Origin of the sequence: Embleya sp. NPDC020630 (assembly GCF_044334985.1) — a bacterium.
GTDB lineage: Bacteria > Actinomycetota > Actinomycetes > Streptomycetales > Streptomycetaceae > Embleya.
Genome location: NZ_JBIRUB010000002.1, coordinates 561,255 through 578,312, shown reverse-complemented (window position 1 = coordinate 578,312; position 17,058 = coordinate 561,255). Strand labels below are relative to the sequence as shown.

At 69.3% G+C, this 17,058-nt stretch carries 17 protein-coding genes; all 17 read right to left on the bottom strand.

From position 1 onward, the window contains the following. Positions 1 to 134: 134 nt before the first annotated feature. Positions 135 to 1,583 (bottom strand): F0F1 ATP synthase subunit beta, encoded by a 1,449-nt coding sequence (gene atpD, locus ACH4XV_RS08785; protein WP_395787818.1) that lies wholly within the window; start codon positions 1,581 to 1,583, stop codon positions 135 to 137. Between the two features lie 5 nt (positions 1,584 to 1,588). Next, entirely contained in the window at positions 1,589 to 2,497 is a 909-nt protein-coding gene (locus ACH4XV_RS08780; RefSeq protein ID WP_078975427.1) for a F0F1 ATP synthase subunit gamma, read from the bottom strand. A 20-nt stretch (positions 2,498 to 2,517) separates the two neighbouring features. Next, a complete protein-coding gene (atpA, locus tag ACH4XV_RS08775) occupies positions 2,518 to 4,161 on the bottom strand; it encodes a F0F1 ATP synthase subunit alpha (protein WP_379994982.1) in 1,644 nt (547 codons plus the stop codon). 145 nt (positions 4,162 to 4,306) lie between these two features. Continuing rightward, complete coding sequence (locus tag ACH4XV_RS08770) at positions 4,307 to 5,122, bottom strand: F0F1 ATP synthase subunit delta (RefSeq protein WP_379994980.1); 816 nt, start codon at positions 5,120 to 5,122, stop codon at positions 4,307 to 4,309. Then, the gene (locus ACH4XV_RS08765; protein WP_235618905.1) at positions 5,122 to 5,649 is read right to left on the bottom strand and encodes a F0F1 ATP synthase subunit B; all 528 of its coding nucleotides are present in this window, start codon (positions 5,647 to 5,649) and stop codon (positions 5,122 to 5,124) included. The genes ACH4XV_RS08770 and ACH4XV_RS08765 overlap by 1 nt, the downstream gene beginning before the upstream one ends. A 62-nt stretch (positions 5,650 to 5,711) precedes the next feature. Next, positions 5,712 to 5,945, bottom strand: a complete 234-nt coding sequence (atpE, locus tag ACH4XV_RS08760) for an ATP synthase F0 subunit C (protein WP_174861358.1) — start codon at positions 5,943 to 5,945, stop codon at positions 5,712 to 5,714. Between the two features lie 76 nt (positions 5,946 to 6,021). Further along, the gene (atpB, locus tag ACH4XV_RS08755) at positions 6,022 to 6,837 is read right to left on the bottom strand and encodes a F0F1 ATP synthase subunit A (RefSeq protein WP_078975431.1); all 816 of its coding nucleotides are present in this window, start codon (positions 6,835 to 6,837) and stop codon (positions 6,022 to 6,024) included. Between the two features lie 87 nt (positions 6,838 to 6,924). Next, complete coding sequence (locus tag ACH4XV_RS08750) at positions 6,925 to 7,107, bottom strand: AtpZ/AtpI family protein (RefSeq protein WP_078975432.1); 183 nt, start codon at positions 7,105 to 7,107, stop codon at positions 6,925 to 6,927. A gap of 118 nt (positions 7,108 to 7,225) precedes the next feature. Continuing rightward, entirely contained in the window at positions 7,226 to 7,591 is a 366-nt protein-coding gene (locus ACH4XV_RS08745) for a hypothetical protein (RefSeq protein WP_379994976.1), read from the bottom strand. Between the two features lie 234 nt (positions 7,592 to 7,825). Beyond that, positions 7,826 to 9,181, bottom strand: coding sequence for an MraY family glycosyltransferase (locus ACH4XV_RS08740; protein ID WP_395787815.1), 1,356 nt, complete (start codon positions 9,179 to 9,181; stop codon positions 7,826 to 7,828). A gap of 256 nt (positions 9,182 to 9,437) precedes the next feature. Continuing rightward, positions 9,438 to 10,721 (bottom strand): serine hydroxymethyltransferase, encoded by a 1,284-nt coding sequence (gene glyA, locus ACH4XV_RS08735; RefSeq protein ID WP_395787813.1) that lies wholly within the window; start codon positions 10,719 to 10,721, stop codon positions 9,438 to 9,440. A 138-nt stretch (positions 10,722 to 10,859) separates the two neighbouring features. Then, positions 10,860 to 11,522 (bottom strand): low molecular weight phosphatase family protein, encoded by a 663-nt coding sequence (locus ACH4XV_RS08730; RefSeq protein WP_395787811.1) that lies wholly within the window; start codon positions 11,520 to 11,522, stop codon positions 10,860 to 10,862. Continuing rightward, complete coding sequence (locus tag ACH4XV_RS08725; protein WP_078975437.1) at positions 11,519 to 12,166, bottom strand: L-threonylcarbamoyladenylate synthase; 648 nt, start codon at positions 12,164 to 12,166, stop codon at positions 11,519 to 11,521. The genes ACH4XV_RS08730 and ACH4XV_RS08725 overlap by 4 nt, the downstream gene beginning before the upstream one ends. Positions 12,167 to 12,293: 127 nt before the next feature. Then, on the bottom strand, positions 12,294 to 13,139 hold the full coding sequence (gene prmC, locus ACH4XV_RS08720; protein WP_395787809.1) for a peptide chain release factor N(5)-glutamine methyltransferase: 846 nt from the start codon (positions 13,137 to 13,139) through the stop codon (positions 12,294 to 12,296). 10 nt (positions 13,140 to 13,149) lie between these two features. Next, positions 13,150 to 14,217 (bottom strand): peptide chain release factor 1, encoded by a 1,068-nt coding sequence (gene prfA / locus ACH4XV_RS08715; protein WP_078975439.1) that lies wholly within the window; start codon positions 14,215 to 14,217, stop codon positions 13,150 to 13,152. 180 nt (positions 14,218 to 14,397) lie between these two features. Further along, positions 14,398 to 14,622, bottom strand: a complete 225-nt coding sequence (gene rpmE / locus ACH4XV_RS08710; protein WP_078975440.1) for a 50S ribosomal protein L31 — start codon at positions 14,620 to 14,622, stop codon at positions 14,398 to 14,400. Between the two features lie 203 nt (positions 14,623 to 14,825). Next, the gene (gene rho, locus ACH4XV_RS08705) at positions 14,826 to 16,919 is read right to left on the bottom strand and encodes a transcription termination factor Rho (RefSeq protein ID WP_395787807.1); all 2,094 of its coding nucleotides are present in this window, start codon (positions 16,917 to 16,919) and stop codon (positions 14,826 to 14,828) included. Between the last annotated feature and the right edge of the window lie 139 nt (positions 16,920 to 17,058).

The following is a 17,058-nucleotide window of genomic DNA, read 5'->3' as shown; positions in this document are numbered from 1 at the left end:
ATAGTGGCCCGGACGGGCCTGGCTCCAACCGGCTCGAACGCCGGCGGGTTTCCGGTACCCGCGCGCGGCGGGTACCGGGAACCGACACGAGGGGCGGACCCGTGCGGGACCGCCCCTCGTCGATCAGGCGATCGTCAGCCCTTGTTGAGCTCGGCGATCTTCTTCTCGAGGTCGTCCAGCCCACCGAGCATGAAGAACGCCTGCTCGGGAGCGTGGTCGTACTTGCCGTCGGCGATCGCGTTGAACGCCTCGATGGTCTCGGACAGCGGGACGTCCGATCCGTCGAGCCCGGTGAACTGCTTCGCCACGTGGGTGTTCTGCGACAGGAAGCGCTGGATGCGACGCGCGCGGTGCACGGTGAGCTTGTCCTCTTCGGACAGCTCGTCCATACCCAAAATCGCGATGATGTCCTGGAGGTCCTTGTACTTCTGCAGGATGCTCTTGACGCGCATCGCACAGTCGTAGTGGTCCTGCGCGACGTAGCGCGGGTCCAGGATCCGGGACGTCGAGTCCAGCGGGTCCACGGCCGGGTAGATGCCCAGCTCGGAGATCGGACGCGAGAGCACCGTCGTGGCGTCGAGGTGCGCGAACGTCGTGGCCGGGGCCGGGTCGGTCAGGTCGTCCGCGGGGACGTAGATCGCCTGCATCGAGGTGATCGAGTGACCGCGGGTCGAGGTGATGCGCTCCTGGAGGGTGCCCATCTCGTCGGCGAGCGTCGGCTGGTAACCCACCGCGGAGGGCATACGGCCGAGCAGCGTCGACACCTCGGAACCGGCCTGGGTGAACCGGAAGATGTTGTCGATGAAGAGCAGCACGTCCTGCTTCTGCACATCGCGGAAGTACTCCGCCATGGTCAGACCGGACAGCGCCACGCGCAGACGGGTGCCCGGGGGCTCGTCCATCTGGCCGAAGACGAGCGCCGTCTGCTCGAAGACGCCCGCTTCCTTCATTTCCTCGATCAGGTCGTTGCCCTCACGAGTGCGCTCGCCGACGCCGGCGAACACCGACACACCCTCGTGCAGACGGGCGACACGGACGATCATCTCCTGGATGAGCACCGTCTTGCCGACGCCCGCGCCACCGAACAGGCCGATCTTGCCACCCTTGACGTACGGGGTGAGCAGGTCGATGACCTTGATGCCGGTCTCGAACATCTCGGTCTTCGAGTCGAGCTGGTCGAAGGCCGGCGCCTGGCGGTGGATCGGCCAGCGCTCGGTGACCTCGAAGGAGGCCCGGTCCACGTCCAGGACCTCACCGAGGGCGTTGAACACGTGGCCCTTGGTGACGTCGCCCACGGGGACGGAGATCTGCGAGCCGGTGTCGGTGACGACGGCGCCGCGAACGAGGCCGTCGGTGGGCTGCATCGAGATCGCGCGCACGATGCCGTCGGCAAGGTGCTGCTCGACCTCGAGGGTGAGCGTGGTCTTGCCCTCCCCCTCGCCCTGGCCCGAGAGGTCCAGGTCGACGTGCAGCGCGTTGTACATCTCCGGCATCGCGTCGACGGGGAACTCCACGTCGACGACCGGGCCGATGACGCGGGCGACGCGGCCCGTGGCAGCGGCCGTCTCAACAGTGGCAGTCATGATGTCTAATCACTCCCCGCGGTCGCGTCGGCCAAGGCGTTGGCGCCACCGACGATCTCGCTGATTTCCTGGGTGATCTCGGCCTGGCGGGCATTGTTCGCCAGACGAGAGAGGGTCCGGATGAGGTCTTCGGCGTTCTCGGTCGCCGACTTCATCGCCCGCCGGCGGGCCGCGTGCTCGGAAGCGGCGGACTGCAGCAGGGCGTTGAAGATGCGACTTTCCACGTACCGCGGCAGCAGTGCGTCGAGAACACCCTCGGCCGAGGGCTCGAAGTCGTAGAGCGGGAAGGGACCGCCGGCCGGCGGCTCGTCCGTCTCCTCGACCGCCAACGGGAGCACCCGCACCGCGACCGGGTTCTGCGTGAGCATGGAGACGAACTCGGTGCTGACGAGGTGAATCTCGTCCACACCGCCCTCGTCGGTGGGCGTCACGAACGCGTCGATCAGCTCACCTGCCACCTTCTTGGCGTCGGAGTACTCGGGGCGGTCGGAGAATCCCTTCCACTGCCCGGCCAGGTCCACATCGCGGAACTGGAAGAATCCGATGCCCTTGGCCCCGATCACGTAGCGGTCGACCGTCTTGCCCTCGTCCTCGAGCAGCTTGACCAGCTGCTCGGTGGCCTTGATGGCATTCGAGTTGTAGCCGCCCGCGAAACCGCGGTCACTGGTAACCAACAGCACCGCGGCCCGGGTGGGCCGCTCCACCGAGGTGGTCAGCGGGTGCTGCGTGCTGGAGAAGGTGGCGACCGCGGAAACGGCGCGCGTCAGCTCGTCGGCGTACGGCTTGGAGGCCGCGACGCGCTGCTGCGCCTTCACGATCCGCGACGCCGCGATGAGCTCCTGGGCGCGCGTGATCTTCTTGGTCGCCGACACGGAACGGATCCGACGCCGGTAGACCCGAAGCTGGGCTCCCATTGGTCAGGGTTCTCCGTTCTTTACTCGGACTTGGCCACGTGACGGGTGATCTTCTCCTGGCCGACGTCTTCCTTCGTCAGACCGGCAGGCGCCACGTCCTGGATCAACGGCTCGCCGTCGAACTTGGTGAACGTCTGCTTGAAGGAGTCCACCGCGTCGGTGAGCGCCATCACGGTGTCGTCTTCCAGCTTGCCGGTCTCGACGATCCCGGTGAGCAGGCCCGCGTGCTTGTGCTGCAGGTAGTCGTGCAGCTCCTTCTCGAAGCGGCGGATGTCCTGCACCGGCACCTCGTCCAGCTTGCCGGTGGTACCGGCCCAGATCGAGACGACCTGGAGCTCGATCGCGAACGGCTCGAACTGACCCTGCTTGAGCAGTTCGACCATGCGCGCACCACGCTGGAGCGAGGCCTTGGAGGTGGCGTCCAGGTCGGAACCGAAGGACGCGAACGCCTCCAGCTCGCGGTACTGGGCCAGGTCGACGCGGAGTCGACCCGCGACGCTCTTCATCGCCTTGATCTGCGCCGAACCACCGACTCGCGAGACCGAGATACCGACGTTGACCGCGGGGCGCACGCCCTGCAGGAACAGGTCGGACTCCAGGAAGCACTGGCCGTCGGTGATCGAGATGACGTTGGTCGGGATGTACGCCGACACGTCGTTGGCCTTGGTCTCGATGATCGGCAGACCCGTCATCGAGCCGCCGCCGAGCTCGTCCGAGAGCTTCGCGCAACGCTCGAGCAGACGCGAGTGCAGGTAGAAGACGTCACCGGGGTAGGCCTCGCGCCCCGGCGGACGACGAAGGAGCAGGGACACGGCGCGGTACGCCTCGGCCTGCTTCGACAGGTCGTCGAACACGATGAGCACGTGCTTGCCCTGGTACATCCAGTGCTGGCCGATGGCCGAACCGGTGTACGGGGCGAGGTACTTGAAGCCGGCCGGGTCGGAGGCCGGGGCGGCGACGATCGTGGTGTACTCCAGCGCGCCGGCCTCTTCGAGCGAGCGGCGCACGGACGCGATGGTCGTGCCCTTCTGGCCGATCGCGACGTAGATGCAGCGAACCTGCTTCTTCGGGTCGCCCGAGCGCCAGTTGTCGCGCTGGTTGATGATCGTGTCCAGGCACACCGCGGTCTTGCCGGTCTGCCGGTCGCCGATGATCAGCTGACGCTGGCCGCGGCCGATCGGGGTCATCGCGTCGATCGCCTTGATGCCGGTCTGCATCGGCTCGTGGACCGACTTGCGCATCATGACGCCGGGGGCCTGCAGTTCCAGGGCACGACGGCCCTCGGACTCGATCTCGCCCTGGCCGTCGATCGGCTGGCCCAGCGGGTCGACGACGCGACCCAGGTAGCCGTCACCGATCGGAACCGACAAAACCTCGCCCGTACGACGGACCTTCTGGCCCTCTTCGATACCGCTGAAGTCACCGAGGATGACGACACCGATCTCGCGGACGTCGAGGTTCTGCGCCAGACCGAGGGTGCCGTCCTCGAACTTGAGCAGCTCGTTCGTCATGACCGAGGGCAGGCCCTCGACCTTGGCGATGCCGTCGTACGCCTCGGTGACGGTACCGACCTCTTCGCGCGCGGCAGTCTCCGGCTCGTACGAGGCGACGAAGCGCTCCAGCGCGTCCCGGATCTCCTCCGGCCGGATCGTGAGCTCCGCCATCTGGTGTCCCTGCTCTCCTAGGTGGTGGGGTTAACGGTCCGCTGTCCGTCGCTTGTCGTACGGAACCGCGGTGCTGCTGTGGGGGTCGCCGGTCCGGTCCGGGGGTTTTCCCGGATGGTCGACGACACCCCTGTCGTCCGGTGTCTCAACCGGCGAGCCGTCGGCCCGCCTCTTCGAGACGTGTGGTCACGGTGCCGTCGATGACGTCGTCACCGATCTCCACGCGGACCCCGCCGATGACGTCGGCATCGATTTCCACGTTGAGGTGGATCTCGCGGCCGTACATCCGGCCCAGCGCCGCGGCCAGACGGGTGCGCTGCTCCTCGGTGAGGGGCAGGGCGACCGTGACCAACGCGACCATGCGACGCCGGCGATCGGCGGCGAGGCGCGCGTACGACTCGAGCCCGTGTTCAAGATTACGGCTGCGCGGGTGTGCGACAAGCCTGGCGACCAGTCGCCGGGTGACGGGCTGGGCCCGACCCTCCAGCAGGCCGGAGACCAGCTCCGCCTTGCGCTCGTTCGCCACGCCCGGGTCGGTCAGGGTCGAGCGCAGTTCGCGCTCGCCCGCCACGATCCGGCCGAAACGGAAGAGCTCGTCCTCCAGCTCGTCGAGCCTGCCGTCGCGCTCTGCGGCGATCAGCTCGGCGGACACCGAGAGTTCGGCGATCGTGTCGACCAGGTCGGTCGGCCGCGACCAGCGCGTACGCACGAGTCCGCCGAGCAGATCCGCCGCGGTTCCGGAGATCTGACCGGACAGAAGCTCTGCCAGGAAGGCCGCGCGGGCCTCCCCGGAGCGCGTCGAGTCGGTGAGGACCCGACGCAGCGACACGTTCTTGTCGAGCAGGATCACCACGGAGTGGAGTTCCTGGGCCAACGCGACCATGTCGGTACCGGTCGCGGTCGCGAGCGCGTCCAGGCGCTCGCGAGCCGCGGCGAGGGATTCCCTGCTGGCGCCCTGCATCAGCGCACCTTCTCCGAGCTCGCTCCGGCGGAAGCCTTGACTTCCAGCTCCTCCAGGAAGCGGTCGACGACCCGGCGCTGACGCGCCTCGTCCTCGAGCGACTCCCCGACGATGCGCGACGCGAGGGAGACGGCGAGCTTGCCGACGTCCTGACGCAGCGCGTTCTGGGCCTGGTTGCGGTCGGCCTCGATCTGGGTGTGGCCGGCGGTGACGATCTCGTCCTTGATCCGCTGGCCCTCGGCGCGCATCTCCGCGATGGCGACGGCACCCTGCTCGCGGGCGTCCTCGGTGAGGCGACCGGCCTCGCGACGGGCTTCGGCGAGCTGGGTGCGGTAGCGCTCCAGCTCGGCCTGGGCCTCGGCCTGCGCCTCTTCGGCGCGCTTGAGACCGCCCTCGATGGCGTCCGTACGGTCCGCCAGCGTCTTCGCGATCTTGGGAAGGAGGACCTTCCACAGGAAACCGAAAACGATGAGGAACGCCACGCCACCGATGATGATCTCGTCGAGCGGCGGGAGAAGAGGGTTCATCTTCTCCTCGCTGTTGGCGAAGTCAATCACGGTGTGAGGACCTTCCGTCCGTAGCGGGTTGATCAGGTGCCGTAGACGAACGGCATGACGACGCCGATGAGGGCGAGCGCCTCGGCGAGGGCGAAGCCGAGCAGCATGTTCTGGCGAACCAGGCCGGCGGCCTCGGGCTGACGGGCCATCGCCTGGACACCGTTACCGAAGATGATGCCGATACCAATGCCGGGGCCGATCGCGGCGAGGCCGTAACCGATGGAACCGAGGCTGCCAGAAACGCCGTCGGCGGCGAGGTTCATCATGGGAACTGATCCTTTTTTCGAGGCCGATGGACGATCCACCGGACGACGGTCGAGGAGAGAAAGGTCTGTGGGTCTCTCAGTGCTCGGCTTCGAGCGACGTCGAGATGTAGGACGCCGCGAGCAGCGTGATGATGTACGCCTGCAGCGCCTGGATCATCAGCTCGAACGCGGTCAGCACGACGACCACGATGAACGAGGTGGCCGAGTAGAGCGCCCCGATGTGGAAGCCCAGGAGGTACCAGGCGCCGACGCTGAACGTCACGATCAGCATGTGTCCGGCGAACATGTTCGCGAACAGTCGGACCGCCATGGTGAACGGCCGGGTGATCAGACCCTGCAGCAGCTCGATCGGGGCGAGGAGGAAGTAGATCGCCTTCGGCAGACCGGGCGGGAACATCATGTTCTTGAAGTAACCGACGAAGCCCTGGTTCTTGATGCCGAGGACCAGGTAGGTCACCCACACGATGCCGACGATCGATGCCGGGAAGGCGATTCGCGAGGTCGCGGGGAACTGGGCGAACGGGATGATCGCCATCACGTTCATGACCCAGACGAAGAAGAAGATCGAGAACAGGAAGGGGACGTAGGGGTCGCCCTTCTTGCCGATCGTTTCCCGCGAGATGTTGTCGCGAACGAACAGGTAGCCCAACTCGCCGACGTTCTGCGCGCCGCGCGGCACCATCTTGGGCTTGGCGAACGCGCTCCAGAAGAAGCCGATCACCAGCAGCATCGAGATGAGCGCGAGCAACATCGGCTTCGTGAAGTCGAAGGCCCCGATGGAGAAGATCGGCTTGAACTCGAAGACGTTCAGCCCGGGCGAGGGGAAGCCGCACCCGGAGAACAGGTGACATCCGCTCTCGCTGGCGAGCGTCTGGACGTCAGCAGTCACCACCGACTCCTTCGTCGTGAAGCATGTTTTCGGCTACCTCGATGTGTCGGCGTGGCGAGGGGCCACGGAGCGGCACGCAACAGGGCCCGGTCAGGAGGACCTGCCGTGGCGGACAAAGACCAGAACAAGGGCCAGAGCGATTCCGACGACCAGGCCGATCGGCAGGAACAGTGCGGAGTGGCCGGTCCACCGGTCGATCAGCCAGCCGATGCCGCCGTAGATGAGCATGCCGCTCAGCAGATAACCGACACTCGACCATGCGGCACCGTCCATCGCCCGATTCTCTCGGTCCGGTGGACGGGGGCCTCTCTCGCTCATGACGCCCCGGACATTAGCAGTACCGGCGGCGAGGCTGAACACCGCGCCGGCCCGGAAGGGCGCTGTGCGTATGTCATCGCTCTCCATCCGGTTCGACATAGGCGATCTTCAGCCGGGTGAAGACCCACACCTGCGAGGCGACCCAGACCAGCGTGGCCCCGAGGATGGTGAGTCCGAACACCTTCGTGTCGAACGCCTCGGTGTCCTTGAACAGGAACAGAACCAACCCCAGGAGCAGGATCTGCACGATGTAGGTGAACAACGCCATGTTCATCATCATCATGGGGTTGTCGCGCGAGATCCGACCGATCGCGACTTGGCCGATCACGAAGAAGGCCAGGACGACGACGGTGGCGAACACCGCGCCGAGAAGTCCTTTGCCACCGGCCGCGAGCAGAGCCGCGACTGCCGCGATCACTCCGGCGGCGGTCGTGGGCACGACCGAACCACGGAGAAGGCGGACGTCGTTGGCCTGCATGTCGGTGACTCCGGCATCAGTGGGGGGCAGGGGGCGGATCAGTCGTCCGAGCAGGGCTCGGAGCGACGCAACGCTCGGGATTGGCCGTGAAGGACCAGAACCCTCGTTGCTGGGGGTTCATCGGCCATTGATCCTGGTTCGTGAACGATATCACAAACTATTTGAGCAGAGCTTTACCCGTTCGTGTGTACAAGCTCACAGCCCTGCACCACCCTTTCGCGCCCCTCTCCCCGCAGGCAAATGCGCAGGTCGGGAGGGGTCCGTGGGGTTCTTCGAGGACTCTGTTGCGGGTGTGGCGGTTGCCCCGTTCAGCCGTACGCCGTCTGATTCGCCGGGAACCATCGTGTCGGCCGGAACGTTCGCACCGCGCCTCCCGCGCCGGAGCCGCCGATAGCGCGGCGGAACCACGTTGTGCAGCTCCGTCGGCACGTGCGGCTTGAACCGCGGGAGCATCAGGAACACCAGGCCGATGGCGATCAGGCCCAATCCCGCGTAGACGATCGGACGCCGTTCCGGCCGCACCGAGATGAGCACCGTGAACGACGCGATCAGCCCGGACCAGAAGTACATGATCAGCACCGCGCGACTGTGCGAGTGGCCGATCTCCAGGAGCCGGTGGTGCAGGTGTCCCTTGTCCGCCGCGAACGGCGAACGCCCGGCCCAGCCGCGCCGGCCGACCGCCATCACCAGGTCCATCAGCGGCACTATGAGCACCGCGAACGGCAACACCAGCGGAATGTAGACGGGCACCAGCTTGTGCGTGGTGAAGGCCATCGAACCGCCGTTTTGCGCGGTGATCGCCTCCGGGTCGATCCGCCCGGTGAGGGTGACCGCCGACGCGGCGAGCATCAGGCCGATCAGCATCGACCCCGAGTCCCCCATGAAGATGCGCGCCGGATGCAGATTGTGCGGCAGGAAGCCGACACACATGCCGATCAACAGCGCGCTGAACAGCGTCGGTGCCGCCGCCGACGAGACACCGTAACCGAACCACAAGCGGTACGAATATCCGAAGAACGCGAGTGCGGCGATGCACACCATCCCGGCCGCGAGGCCGTCCAGGCCGTCCACGAAGTTCACCGCGTTGATCGTGATGACCACTATCCCGATGGTCAGCAGCGTGCCCTGGGTCGGCGTCAGGCTGACCGGGCCGTAGCCGGGGATCGGCAACCACAGGATCACGATGCCCTGCCAGACCATCACACCCGCGGCGAGCGCCTGGCCGAGCAGCTTGATGATCGCGTCGACGCCCCACTTGTCGTCGATCACCCCGAGCACCGAGATCAGCGCGCACCCCGACAGCAGCGCCTGCACGTCGGTCGCGGCGGTGAACACCTCGGAGAGCACCGGCAGATGCCGGGCCATCAGCAGGCCCGCGCACAATCCGCCGAACATCGCCAACCCGCCCAGGCGCGGCGTCGGCTCCTTGTGCACGTCGCGCGCGCGGATCTCGGGCATCGCCCCGGCGGCGATCGCGAAGCGGCGGACGGCGCCCGTCAGCAGGTAGGTCACCGAGGCGGCGACGAACAGCGTGAGCAGGTATTCGCGCAAGACTCAACCGTCCCCGGCTTCGGCACATCCCAGCGGCAGCACGGGCATCAGACTAGACGTGCCGCCGCTCACCGGGAGAATCGCCGAACCTGCACCGGCGAGGGACGATCGCACCAAGCTCGGTGGTGCCACCACCGGCCCGTCGCCCCACACGTAACCACAAACACCCTGATCCCAGCCACCCCGCAGGGCGATTGTGGCCCGTCGGTCGCATAGGTCTCGGCGGGCCCGCCGGCCCGAACACTCCCGCCGGCTCTCACCGCCCCGGGTAGGCCGGATGTGTGGCCACCAGCTCGCCGACCGCCGCCCGCACCTCGCCCAGGACCGCCGGGTCGTCCTCGCGCACCGCGCGACCCAGGAGCAGGGCGATCTCCTTCATGTCCGTCTCGGTCATCCCCTGCGTGGTCACCGCGGCCGTGCCGACCCGGATCCCGGACGCGATCATCGGCTTGGCCGGGTCGAACGGGATCGCGTTCTTGTTCAGGGTGATCCCGGCCCGCTCGCAGCGGCGCTCCGCGTCCAGACCGCTCACCCCGATCCCCCGCAGGTCCAGCAGCGCCATGTGGGTGTCGGTACCGCCGGTGACCGGCCGCAGCCCCTCGGCCTGCAGACCCTGCGCCAGGGCCTGCGCGTTGGCCACCACCCGGCGTGCGTAGGCGCGGTACGCCGGGGTGCCCGCCTCGCGCAGCGCGACCGCCTTCGCGGCCACCGCGTGCATGTGCGGGCCGCCCTGGCTGAACGGGAACACCGCGCGGTCGATCCGCTCGGCGAACTCCTCGCGGCACAGGATCAGCCCGCCGCGCGGCCCGCGCAGCACCTTGTGCGTGGTCGCGGTGACCACGTCGGCCCAGGGGATCGGCGAGGCCGTCGCGTCGCCCGCGACCAGTCCCGCGAAGTGCGCCGCGTCCACCATCAGGTAGGCGCCCACCTCGTCGGCGATGCGGCGGAAGGCGGCGAAGTCGACCAGGCGCGGATATCCGCTCGCACCGCACACGATCAGCCGGGGCCGATGCGCCCGGGCCAGGTCCCGGACCTGGTCGTAGTCGATCCGCTCGTCGCCCTCGCGGACCCCGTAGGCCACCGCGTGGAACCAACGACCGGAGAAGTTCACCCGCGAGCCGTGGGTCAGATGCCCGCCGTGCGGCAGCGACATGGCCAGGATCGTCTCGCCCGGGCTCAGCAGCGCCGCGTACACCGCCAGGTTCGCGGCGGTGCCCGAGTGCGGCTGCACGTTGGCGTGTTCCGCGCCGAACAGGGCCAGCGCCCGGTCCACCGCGAGCCGCTCGGCCCGGTCCGCCTCGGCGCAACCGCCGAAGTAGCGCCGCCCCGGATAACCCTCGGCGTACTTGTTGGCGAGCGTGCTGCCCAGCGCGGCGAGCACCGCCGGGGAGGTGAAGTTCTCCCCGGCGATCAACTGGAGGCCGCCGCGCTGCCGGGCCAACTCGCCGAGCAACACCTCGGCGATCTCCGGATCCTCTCGCCGCAGCGCGAGGAAGTCCGGTCCCCAGAAGGGAGTTGACGGGGCGTCGGGAGTGCCCATGGCATCGCTCCTCAAGGCCGCAGGGACCTCTCCACGATAGGGCGGGGGCCCGGACACGGACAGGGCCTTCCGGGGGCGATTCCGCGCCGTTGTCGGGCCGTGCGCGTCAACGCTCCGGGGCCCGTGGGGGCGCGCCGGTCAGTGCGTGTGCGCGGGGTGCCCGGTGAGCGCGGTCAGGACCGGGTCCAGCGCCGAGCCGATGTCGGAGGCGCAGGCCCGGAACACGCTCAGCGGCGCGCCGTACGGATCGGCCACCTCGTCCCACTCCGGATCGGGCGCGGCCAACCGCCCGCGCAGCGCCGCGGCGGCCCGCACGAGCGAACGCCCGCGCTGGACCAGGTCGCGCTCGGGGTAGGGAGCCCGTTCCAGCACCGCGACCAGGCGGGTGAACTCCTTCAGCGTGAAGGTGCGCAGGCCCGACGCGTGCCCCATGGACACCACGTGCGCGCGGTGGTCCAGGGTCGCGGTGAGCACCAGGTCCGCCTCGGCGACATGCTCGTCGAGCAGCTCGCGCCCGTGGAAGTCGCCCGGATCGGCGCCGTATTCGAGCAGCACCTCGGCCGCGTGCGGCTCCATCGGCGCGCCCTCGTGGCCCCAGGTCCCGGCGCTCTGCACGCTCAGCCGCACCGCGTCGTCCGCGGCGAGCCGGCGCTGCAGGCCGAGCCGCGCCAGCCGTTCGGCGATCGGGGAGCGGCAGATGCTCCCCGTGCACACGAACAGGATCCGGAACGAGTCGGCCGTGGAGCCGTAGGGCCCGTAGGTGTGCCCGAGGGGCCGGCCGACCGGAGGGGGCGCGGTCAATTCACGCCCTCCAGGTCGGGAACGACCTCGCGCAACGTCTCCAACGACAGGGCACCCTCACGCAGCAGCCGGGGGCGGCCGGCGGTCAGATCGACGATCGAGGACGGCGCGGTGGAGGGGCAACTGCCGCCGTCCAGGTACACCGACACCGAATCGCCGAGCTGCGCCTCGGCCTCGTCGACCGTGGTCGCCGCCGGGTTGCCGGACCGGTTCGCGCTGCTGACCGCCATCGGCCCGGTCTCGGTCAACAGCTCGATCGCCACCGGGTGCAGCGGCATGCGCACCGCGACCGTGCCGCGCGTATCGCCCAGATCCCACATCAGCGACGGCTGGTGGAAGGCCACGATGGTCAGCGCCCCCGGCCAGAACGCGTCGACCAGTTCCCACCCGACCTCGGGGAAGCCGGTGACCAGCCCGTGCAGCGTGTTGGGCGAGCCGACCAGGACGGGCGAGGGCATGTTGCGACCGCGGCCCTTGGCGTCCAGGAGCGCGTGCACCGCGTGCGGGGTGAAGGCGTCCGCGCCGATGCCGTACAGGGTGTCCGTCGGCAGCACGACCAGATCGCCGCGCTTGATCGACCCGGTCGCCTCCCGCAGCCCGAGCCCGCGGTCCATCGCGTCGGAGCAGTCGTAGCGTCGGCTCATCGGGCACTTACCTCCAGAAGCGGTACGGGCGGTACGGGCGAAGCGGGGGGTACGAGTGATGCGGGTGGTGCCGGTGGTACGGGTGATGCGGGCCGCGCGGATCCGGCCGCCGGGCGGGGCGCGCGGTTCACGCGCCTTCCTTGCGTGCGGTGGTGAAGCGGGGGCGGTTGGTCAGATCGCGGTGGTCGGCCGCGTCCACCCAGCCGGCCTCCTCGTTGAAGATCCACGGCACCGCGCCGCCCTGGGTGTCCGCGTGCTCGACCACCACGAGCCCCGCGGGCCGCAACAGGCGGTAGGCGGTCTTGGCCAGGACCCGGATGAAGTCGAGCCCGTCCGGCCCGGAGAACAGCGCCAGCTCCGGATCGTGGTCGCGCGCCTCGGGGGCCATCTCGTCCCGCTCCTCCAGCGGCACGTAGGGCGGATTGCTGATCACCAGATCGACCGTGCCGTCCAGCTGCGGCAGCGCAAAGAGCGCGTCGCCCCGGTGCAGGACCACCCGCGACCCGCTCGCGTTGCGTTCGGCGTAGGCGTAGGCGCCCGGGTCCAGCTCGACCGCGTGCACCACGGAGCGCGGCACCTCCTGCGCGACCGCGAGCGCGATCGCGCCGGAGCCGGTGCACAGGTCCACCACGAGCGGCTCGGCCACGTCCATCGCGCGCAGCGCGTCTATCGCCCACCCGACCACCACCTCGGTCTCCGGGCGGGGTACGAACACGCCCGGACCCACCTCGAGTTCGAGGTAGCGGAAGAAGGCGCGCCCGGTGATGTGCTGCAGCGGCTCGCGGGCCTCACGGCGCGCGACGGCCTCCCAGAACCGCGCGTCGAAGTCCCCGTCGGCGACCGTGTGCAGGGCGCCACGCTTGACGCCGTGCACGTACGCCGCCAGTTCCTCGGCATCGAAGCGCGGAGAGGGAACGCCCGCGTCGGCCAGTCGCAGGGTGGCCTGGGCCACCTCGGCGAGCAGCAGATTCATCTCGTCTCCGTTATTGGTGGGCGAGCCGGGCGGCCATGTCGGCGTCCACACACGCCTGGATGACCGGATCGAGATCGCCGTCGAGCACCTGGTCCAGGTTGTACGCCTTGTAGCCCACGCGGTGGTCGGAAATCCGGTTTTCCGCGAAGTTGTACGTCCGGATGCGCTCGGAGCGGTCCACCGTGCGGACCTGGCTGCGGCGCACGTCGGAGGCTTCCTTGTCGGCCTCCTCCTGGGCCGCGGCGAGCATCCGCGCGCGCAGGATGCGCATGGCCGACTCCTTGTTCTGGAGCTGGCTCTTCTCGTTCTGGCAGGAGACCACGATGCCGGTGGGCAGGTGCGTGATGCGCACCGCGGAGTCGGTGGTGTTGACCGACTGGCCGCCGGGACCGGACGAGCGGTACACGTCGATGCGCAGGTCGTTGGCGTTGATCTCGACCTCGACGTCCTCCGCCTCGGGCAGGACCAGGACGCCCGCCGCGGAGGTGTGGATGCGGCCCTGCGACTCGGTGGCGGGGACCCGCTGTACGCGGTGCACGCCGCCCTCGAACTTCAGCCGGGCGTAGACGCCCTCGCCGGGCGCGGGGTTGCCCTTGGTCTTCACCGCGACCTGGACGTCCTTGTAGCCGCCGAGGTCGGACTCGTTGGACTCGAGGATCTCGGTCTTCCAGCCCGCGCGTTCGGCGTAGCGCAGGTACATCCGCAGCAGGTCGCCCGCGAACAGGGCGGATTCCTCACCGCCCTCGCCCGCCTTGACCTCCAGGATCACGTCCTTGTCGTCGGCCGGGTCGCGCGGCACGAGCAGTCGGCGCAGCTTCTCCGCGCACTCCTCGCGGCGCTCCTCGGCCTCGGCCGCCTCGGCGGCGAAGTCCGGGTCCTCGGCGACCAGTTCGCGGGCCGCCTCGACGTCGTCGGCGGCGCTGGACCACTGCCGGTAGGCGTCCACGATCGGCCCCAGTTCGGCGTAGCGCCGCCCGAGGGTGCGGGCGCGCGTCTGGTCAGTGTGCACGGCCGGGTCGGCGAGTTGCCGCTCCAGGTCGGCGTGCTCGGCGAGCAGGTCGTCCATCGCCTCGAACACTGGGGGCTCCTCTGGTTGTGGCCGCGAACTCGGCGGGATCGGTGACGACGGGGCTACCGGAGCCGGACGGGCTTTCGGGACCGGCTTCCGGAGTACGGCTTCCGGAGACAAACGAACGGCGCCGGAGGGGCGGGGCGGACCTTGGACAAGGCCCACCGCTCCTCCGGCGCCGCAGGGTCGCTACTTCTTGCCGGCCACCGGCTGCGTACCGAAACGCTTCTCGAAGCGCGCCACCCGGCCGCCCGTGTCGAGGATCTTCTGCTTCCCCGTGTAGAACGGGTGACACTGCGAACAGACCTCGACGCGGATCTGGCCGCTCGTCGCGGTGCTGTGCGTGGTGAACGTCGAGCCACAGCCACAGGTGACGGTGGTTTCCACGTACTCGGGGTGGATGTCGGGCTTCACGGGAGTCTCCTTGAGGTTCGGGAGGGCGCCGGGTCGTACGCCCGAATGGGCATCACGTGAACCGGGGCCGACAGAGCAGTCTGCCAGGAGGGGGCGACCGGACCCAAATCAGGGTCTGTACCGCCCAACCACGACCGGGGTCGCGGCATTCCCTCCCGGCAAACGCGCTGCCATGTCTTACGTACGACGACCAGTCGGCTCGACTAGTCGTTCGGCATCGGCGTGGTCTTCTGGATCTGCATGAGGAACTCGCCGTTGCTCTTGGTCTTCTTCATCTTGTCCAGGAGCAGTTCGATCGCCTGCTGCTGGTCGAGCGCGTGCAGCACCCGGCGCAGCTTCCAGACCACCGCGAGTTCGTCCTGCGCCATCAGGATCTCTTCCTTGCGGGTGCTGGACGCGTCCACGTCCACCGCCGGGAAGATGCGCTTGTCGGCGAGCTTGCGGTCGAGCTTGAGCTCCATGTTGCCGGTGCCCTTGAACTCCTCGAAGATCACCTCGTCCATGCGCGAGCCGGTCTCGACGAGCGCGGTGGCGAGGATGGTCAGCGAGCCGCCGTTCTCGATGTTGCGCGCGGCGCCGAAGAACTTCTTCGGCGGGTACAGCGCGGTCGAGTCGACACCACCGGACAGGATGCGGCCGGAGGCGGGTGCCGCGAGGTTGTACGCGCGGCCCAGGCGGGTGATCGAGTCGAGCAGCACGACCACGTCGTGGCCCAACTCGACCAGGCGCTTGGCCCGCTCGATGGCCAACTCGGCGACGATCGTGTGGTCCTCGGCGGGACGGTCGAAGGTCGAGGAGATGACCTCGCCCTTCACCGACCGCTGCATGTCGGTGACCTCTTCGGGGCGCTCGTCCACGAGCACGACCATCAGGTGGCACTCGGGGTTGTTCACGGTGATCGCGTTGGCGATCGCCTGGAGCACCATCGTCTTGCCCGCCTTCGGCGGCGCGACGATCAGACCGCGCTGGCCCTTGCCGATCGGCGACACGAGGTCGATGATCCGCGTGGTCAGCGCGCTGGAGTCGGTCTCCAGGCGCAGCCGGTCCTGCGGGTACAGGGGGGTCAGCTTGTTGAAGTCGGCGCGCTGGCGGGCCTGTTCCGGCTCCATGCCGTTGACCGTGTCCAGCCGCACGAGGGCGTTGAACTTCTCCCGGCGCTCGCCGTCGCGCGGCTGACGCACCGCGCCGACGATCGCGTCACCCTTGCGCAGGCCGTTCTTGCGGACCTGGGCGAGCGAGACGTACACGTCGTTGGAGCCGGGCAGGTAGCCCGAGGTCCGCACGAAGGCGTAGTTGTCGAGGATGTCCAGGATGCCCGCGACGGGGACCAGGACGTCGTCGTCGGCCAGCACGGGCTCGTTGGTCTCGAAGCCCTCACGGCCGCCGCGACGACGGTTGCGGTCGCGGTAGCGGCCACGACGCCGACGGCCGCCGCCCTCGAAGTCGTCGTCGTCCAGCGGGCCGTTGTCCTGCTGCTGCTGTTGTTGCTGCTGCTTGCCGCGCTCGCCGCGCTCGGCCCGGTCGCCGCGGTCGTTGCCGCGCTCGCCGCGCTCGTTGCCGCGGTCGCCACGCTCGCCGCGTTCCGCACGCTCACCGCGCTCGGTCCGCTCGCCGCGCTCGTTGCCCCGCTCGCCGCGGTCGCGCCGGTTCTGGCCGCGCTCGCGCCGCTCGCGGCGGCCCTCACGCTCGCCGCCCTCGCGCTGCTCGCCCTGCTCCTCTGCGGGGCGCTCGGCGCGCTCGGCCCGCTCGCCACGACGGCGCGTGCCGGTCTCGGCGACCTCGGCGGTCGGCTCGCCCTGCTCACGCCGTCCACGCCCGTTGGCGGGCGCCTCGGCGGCGGCCTGCTCCGGGATCTCGATCTGTGCGGCGGTCTCGACCGCCACCCGCGTGCGGGCGGCCCGGCGGGTCCGGGTGGGCGCCTCCGCGGCCGGCGCCTCGGCGGCGACGGCGGGGGCCTCGGCGGGCGCCGCGCCGTTGTCCGCCGCGGTGGCGGCGGCCTTGGCCCTGGTCGCCCGGGCCGGCTTCGTGGCGGCAGCGGCGGCGGGAGCGGCGTCCGAACCACCCTGCTTCGCCTGGATGGCCTCGATCAGCTGGCTCTTGCGCATGCGGCCGGTGCCGCTGATGCCGAGACCGGTGGCGACCTGCTGCAGCTCCGCCAGCACCATGCCGTTGAGGCCGGTGCCCGTCGAGCGGCGGCGCCGCGTGGCGGGAGCGGGGGCGTCCGCGGTGGCAGCCGCGTCACCCGAGGCGGACGCGGCCTGCGGCGTTGCGTCCATGAGTTCGGTGGTGTCGCTCACGAAGGGTCCTTCCCTGGAGCGGGCGTCGGCCTTGAGGGGGCTCGGCGACCGGTTGTGCTGTCCGTCCCGCTTCCAGTGCGGTCCGGTGCGGTGGTCCGCCGGATGGCGGGAATCGTCGAAAATGTGCCCGGTACTGCGA

Coding starts and splice junctions, on each gene's coding strand:
- atpD (WP_395787818.1), bottom strand. CDS start 1,583: ATGACTGCCACTGTTGAGACGGCCGCTGCCACGGGCCGCGTCGCCCGC.
- ACH4XV_RS08780 (WP_078975427.1), bottom strand. CDS start 2,497: ATGGGAGCCCAGCTTCGGGTCTACCGGCGTCGGATCCGTTCCGTGTCG.
- atpA (WP_379994982.1), bottom strand. CDS start 4,161: ATGGCGGAGCTCACGATCCGGCCGGAGGAGATCCGGGACGCGCTGGAG.
- ACH4XV_RS08770 (WP_379994980.1), bottom strand. CDS start 5,122: ATGCAGGGCGCCAGCAGGGAATCCCTCGCCGCGGCTCGCGAGCGCCTG.
- ACH4XV_RS08765 (WP_235618905.1), bottom strand. CDS start 5,649: ATGAACCCTCTTCTCCCGCCGCTCGACGAGATCATCATCGGTGGCGTG.
- atpE (WP_174861358.1), bottom strand. CDS start 5,945: ATGATGAACCTCGCCGCCGACGGCGTTTCTGGCAGCCTCGGTTCCATC.
- ACH4XV_RS08750 (WP_078975432.1), bottom strand. CDS start 7,107: ATGGACGGTGCCGCATGGTCGAGTGTCGGTTATCTGCTGAGCGGCATG.
- glyA (WP_395787813.1), bottom strand. CDS start 10,721: ATGGGCACTCCCGACGCCCCGTCAACTCCCTTCTGGGGACCGGACTTC.
- ACH4XV_RS08725 (WP_078975437.1), bottom strand. CDS start 12,166: ATGAGCCGACGCTACGACTGCTCCGACGCGATGGACCGCGGGCTCGGG.
- prmC (WP_395787809.1), bottom strand. CDS start 13,139: ATGAATCTGCTGCTCGCCGAGGTGGCCCAGGCCACCCTGCGACTGGCC.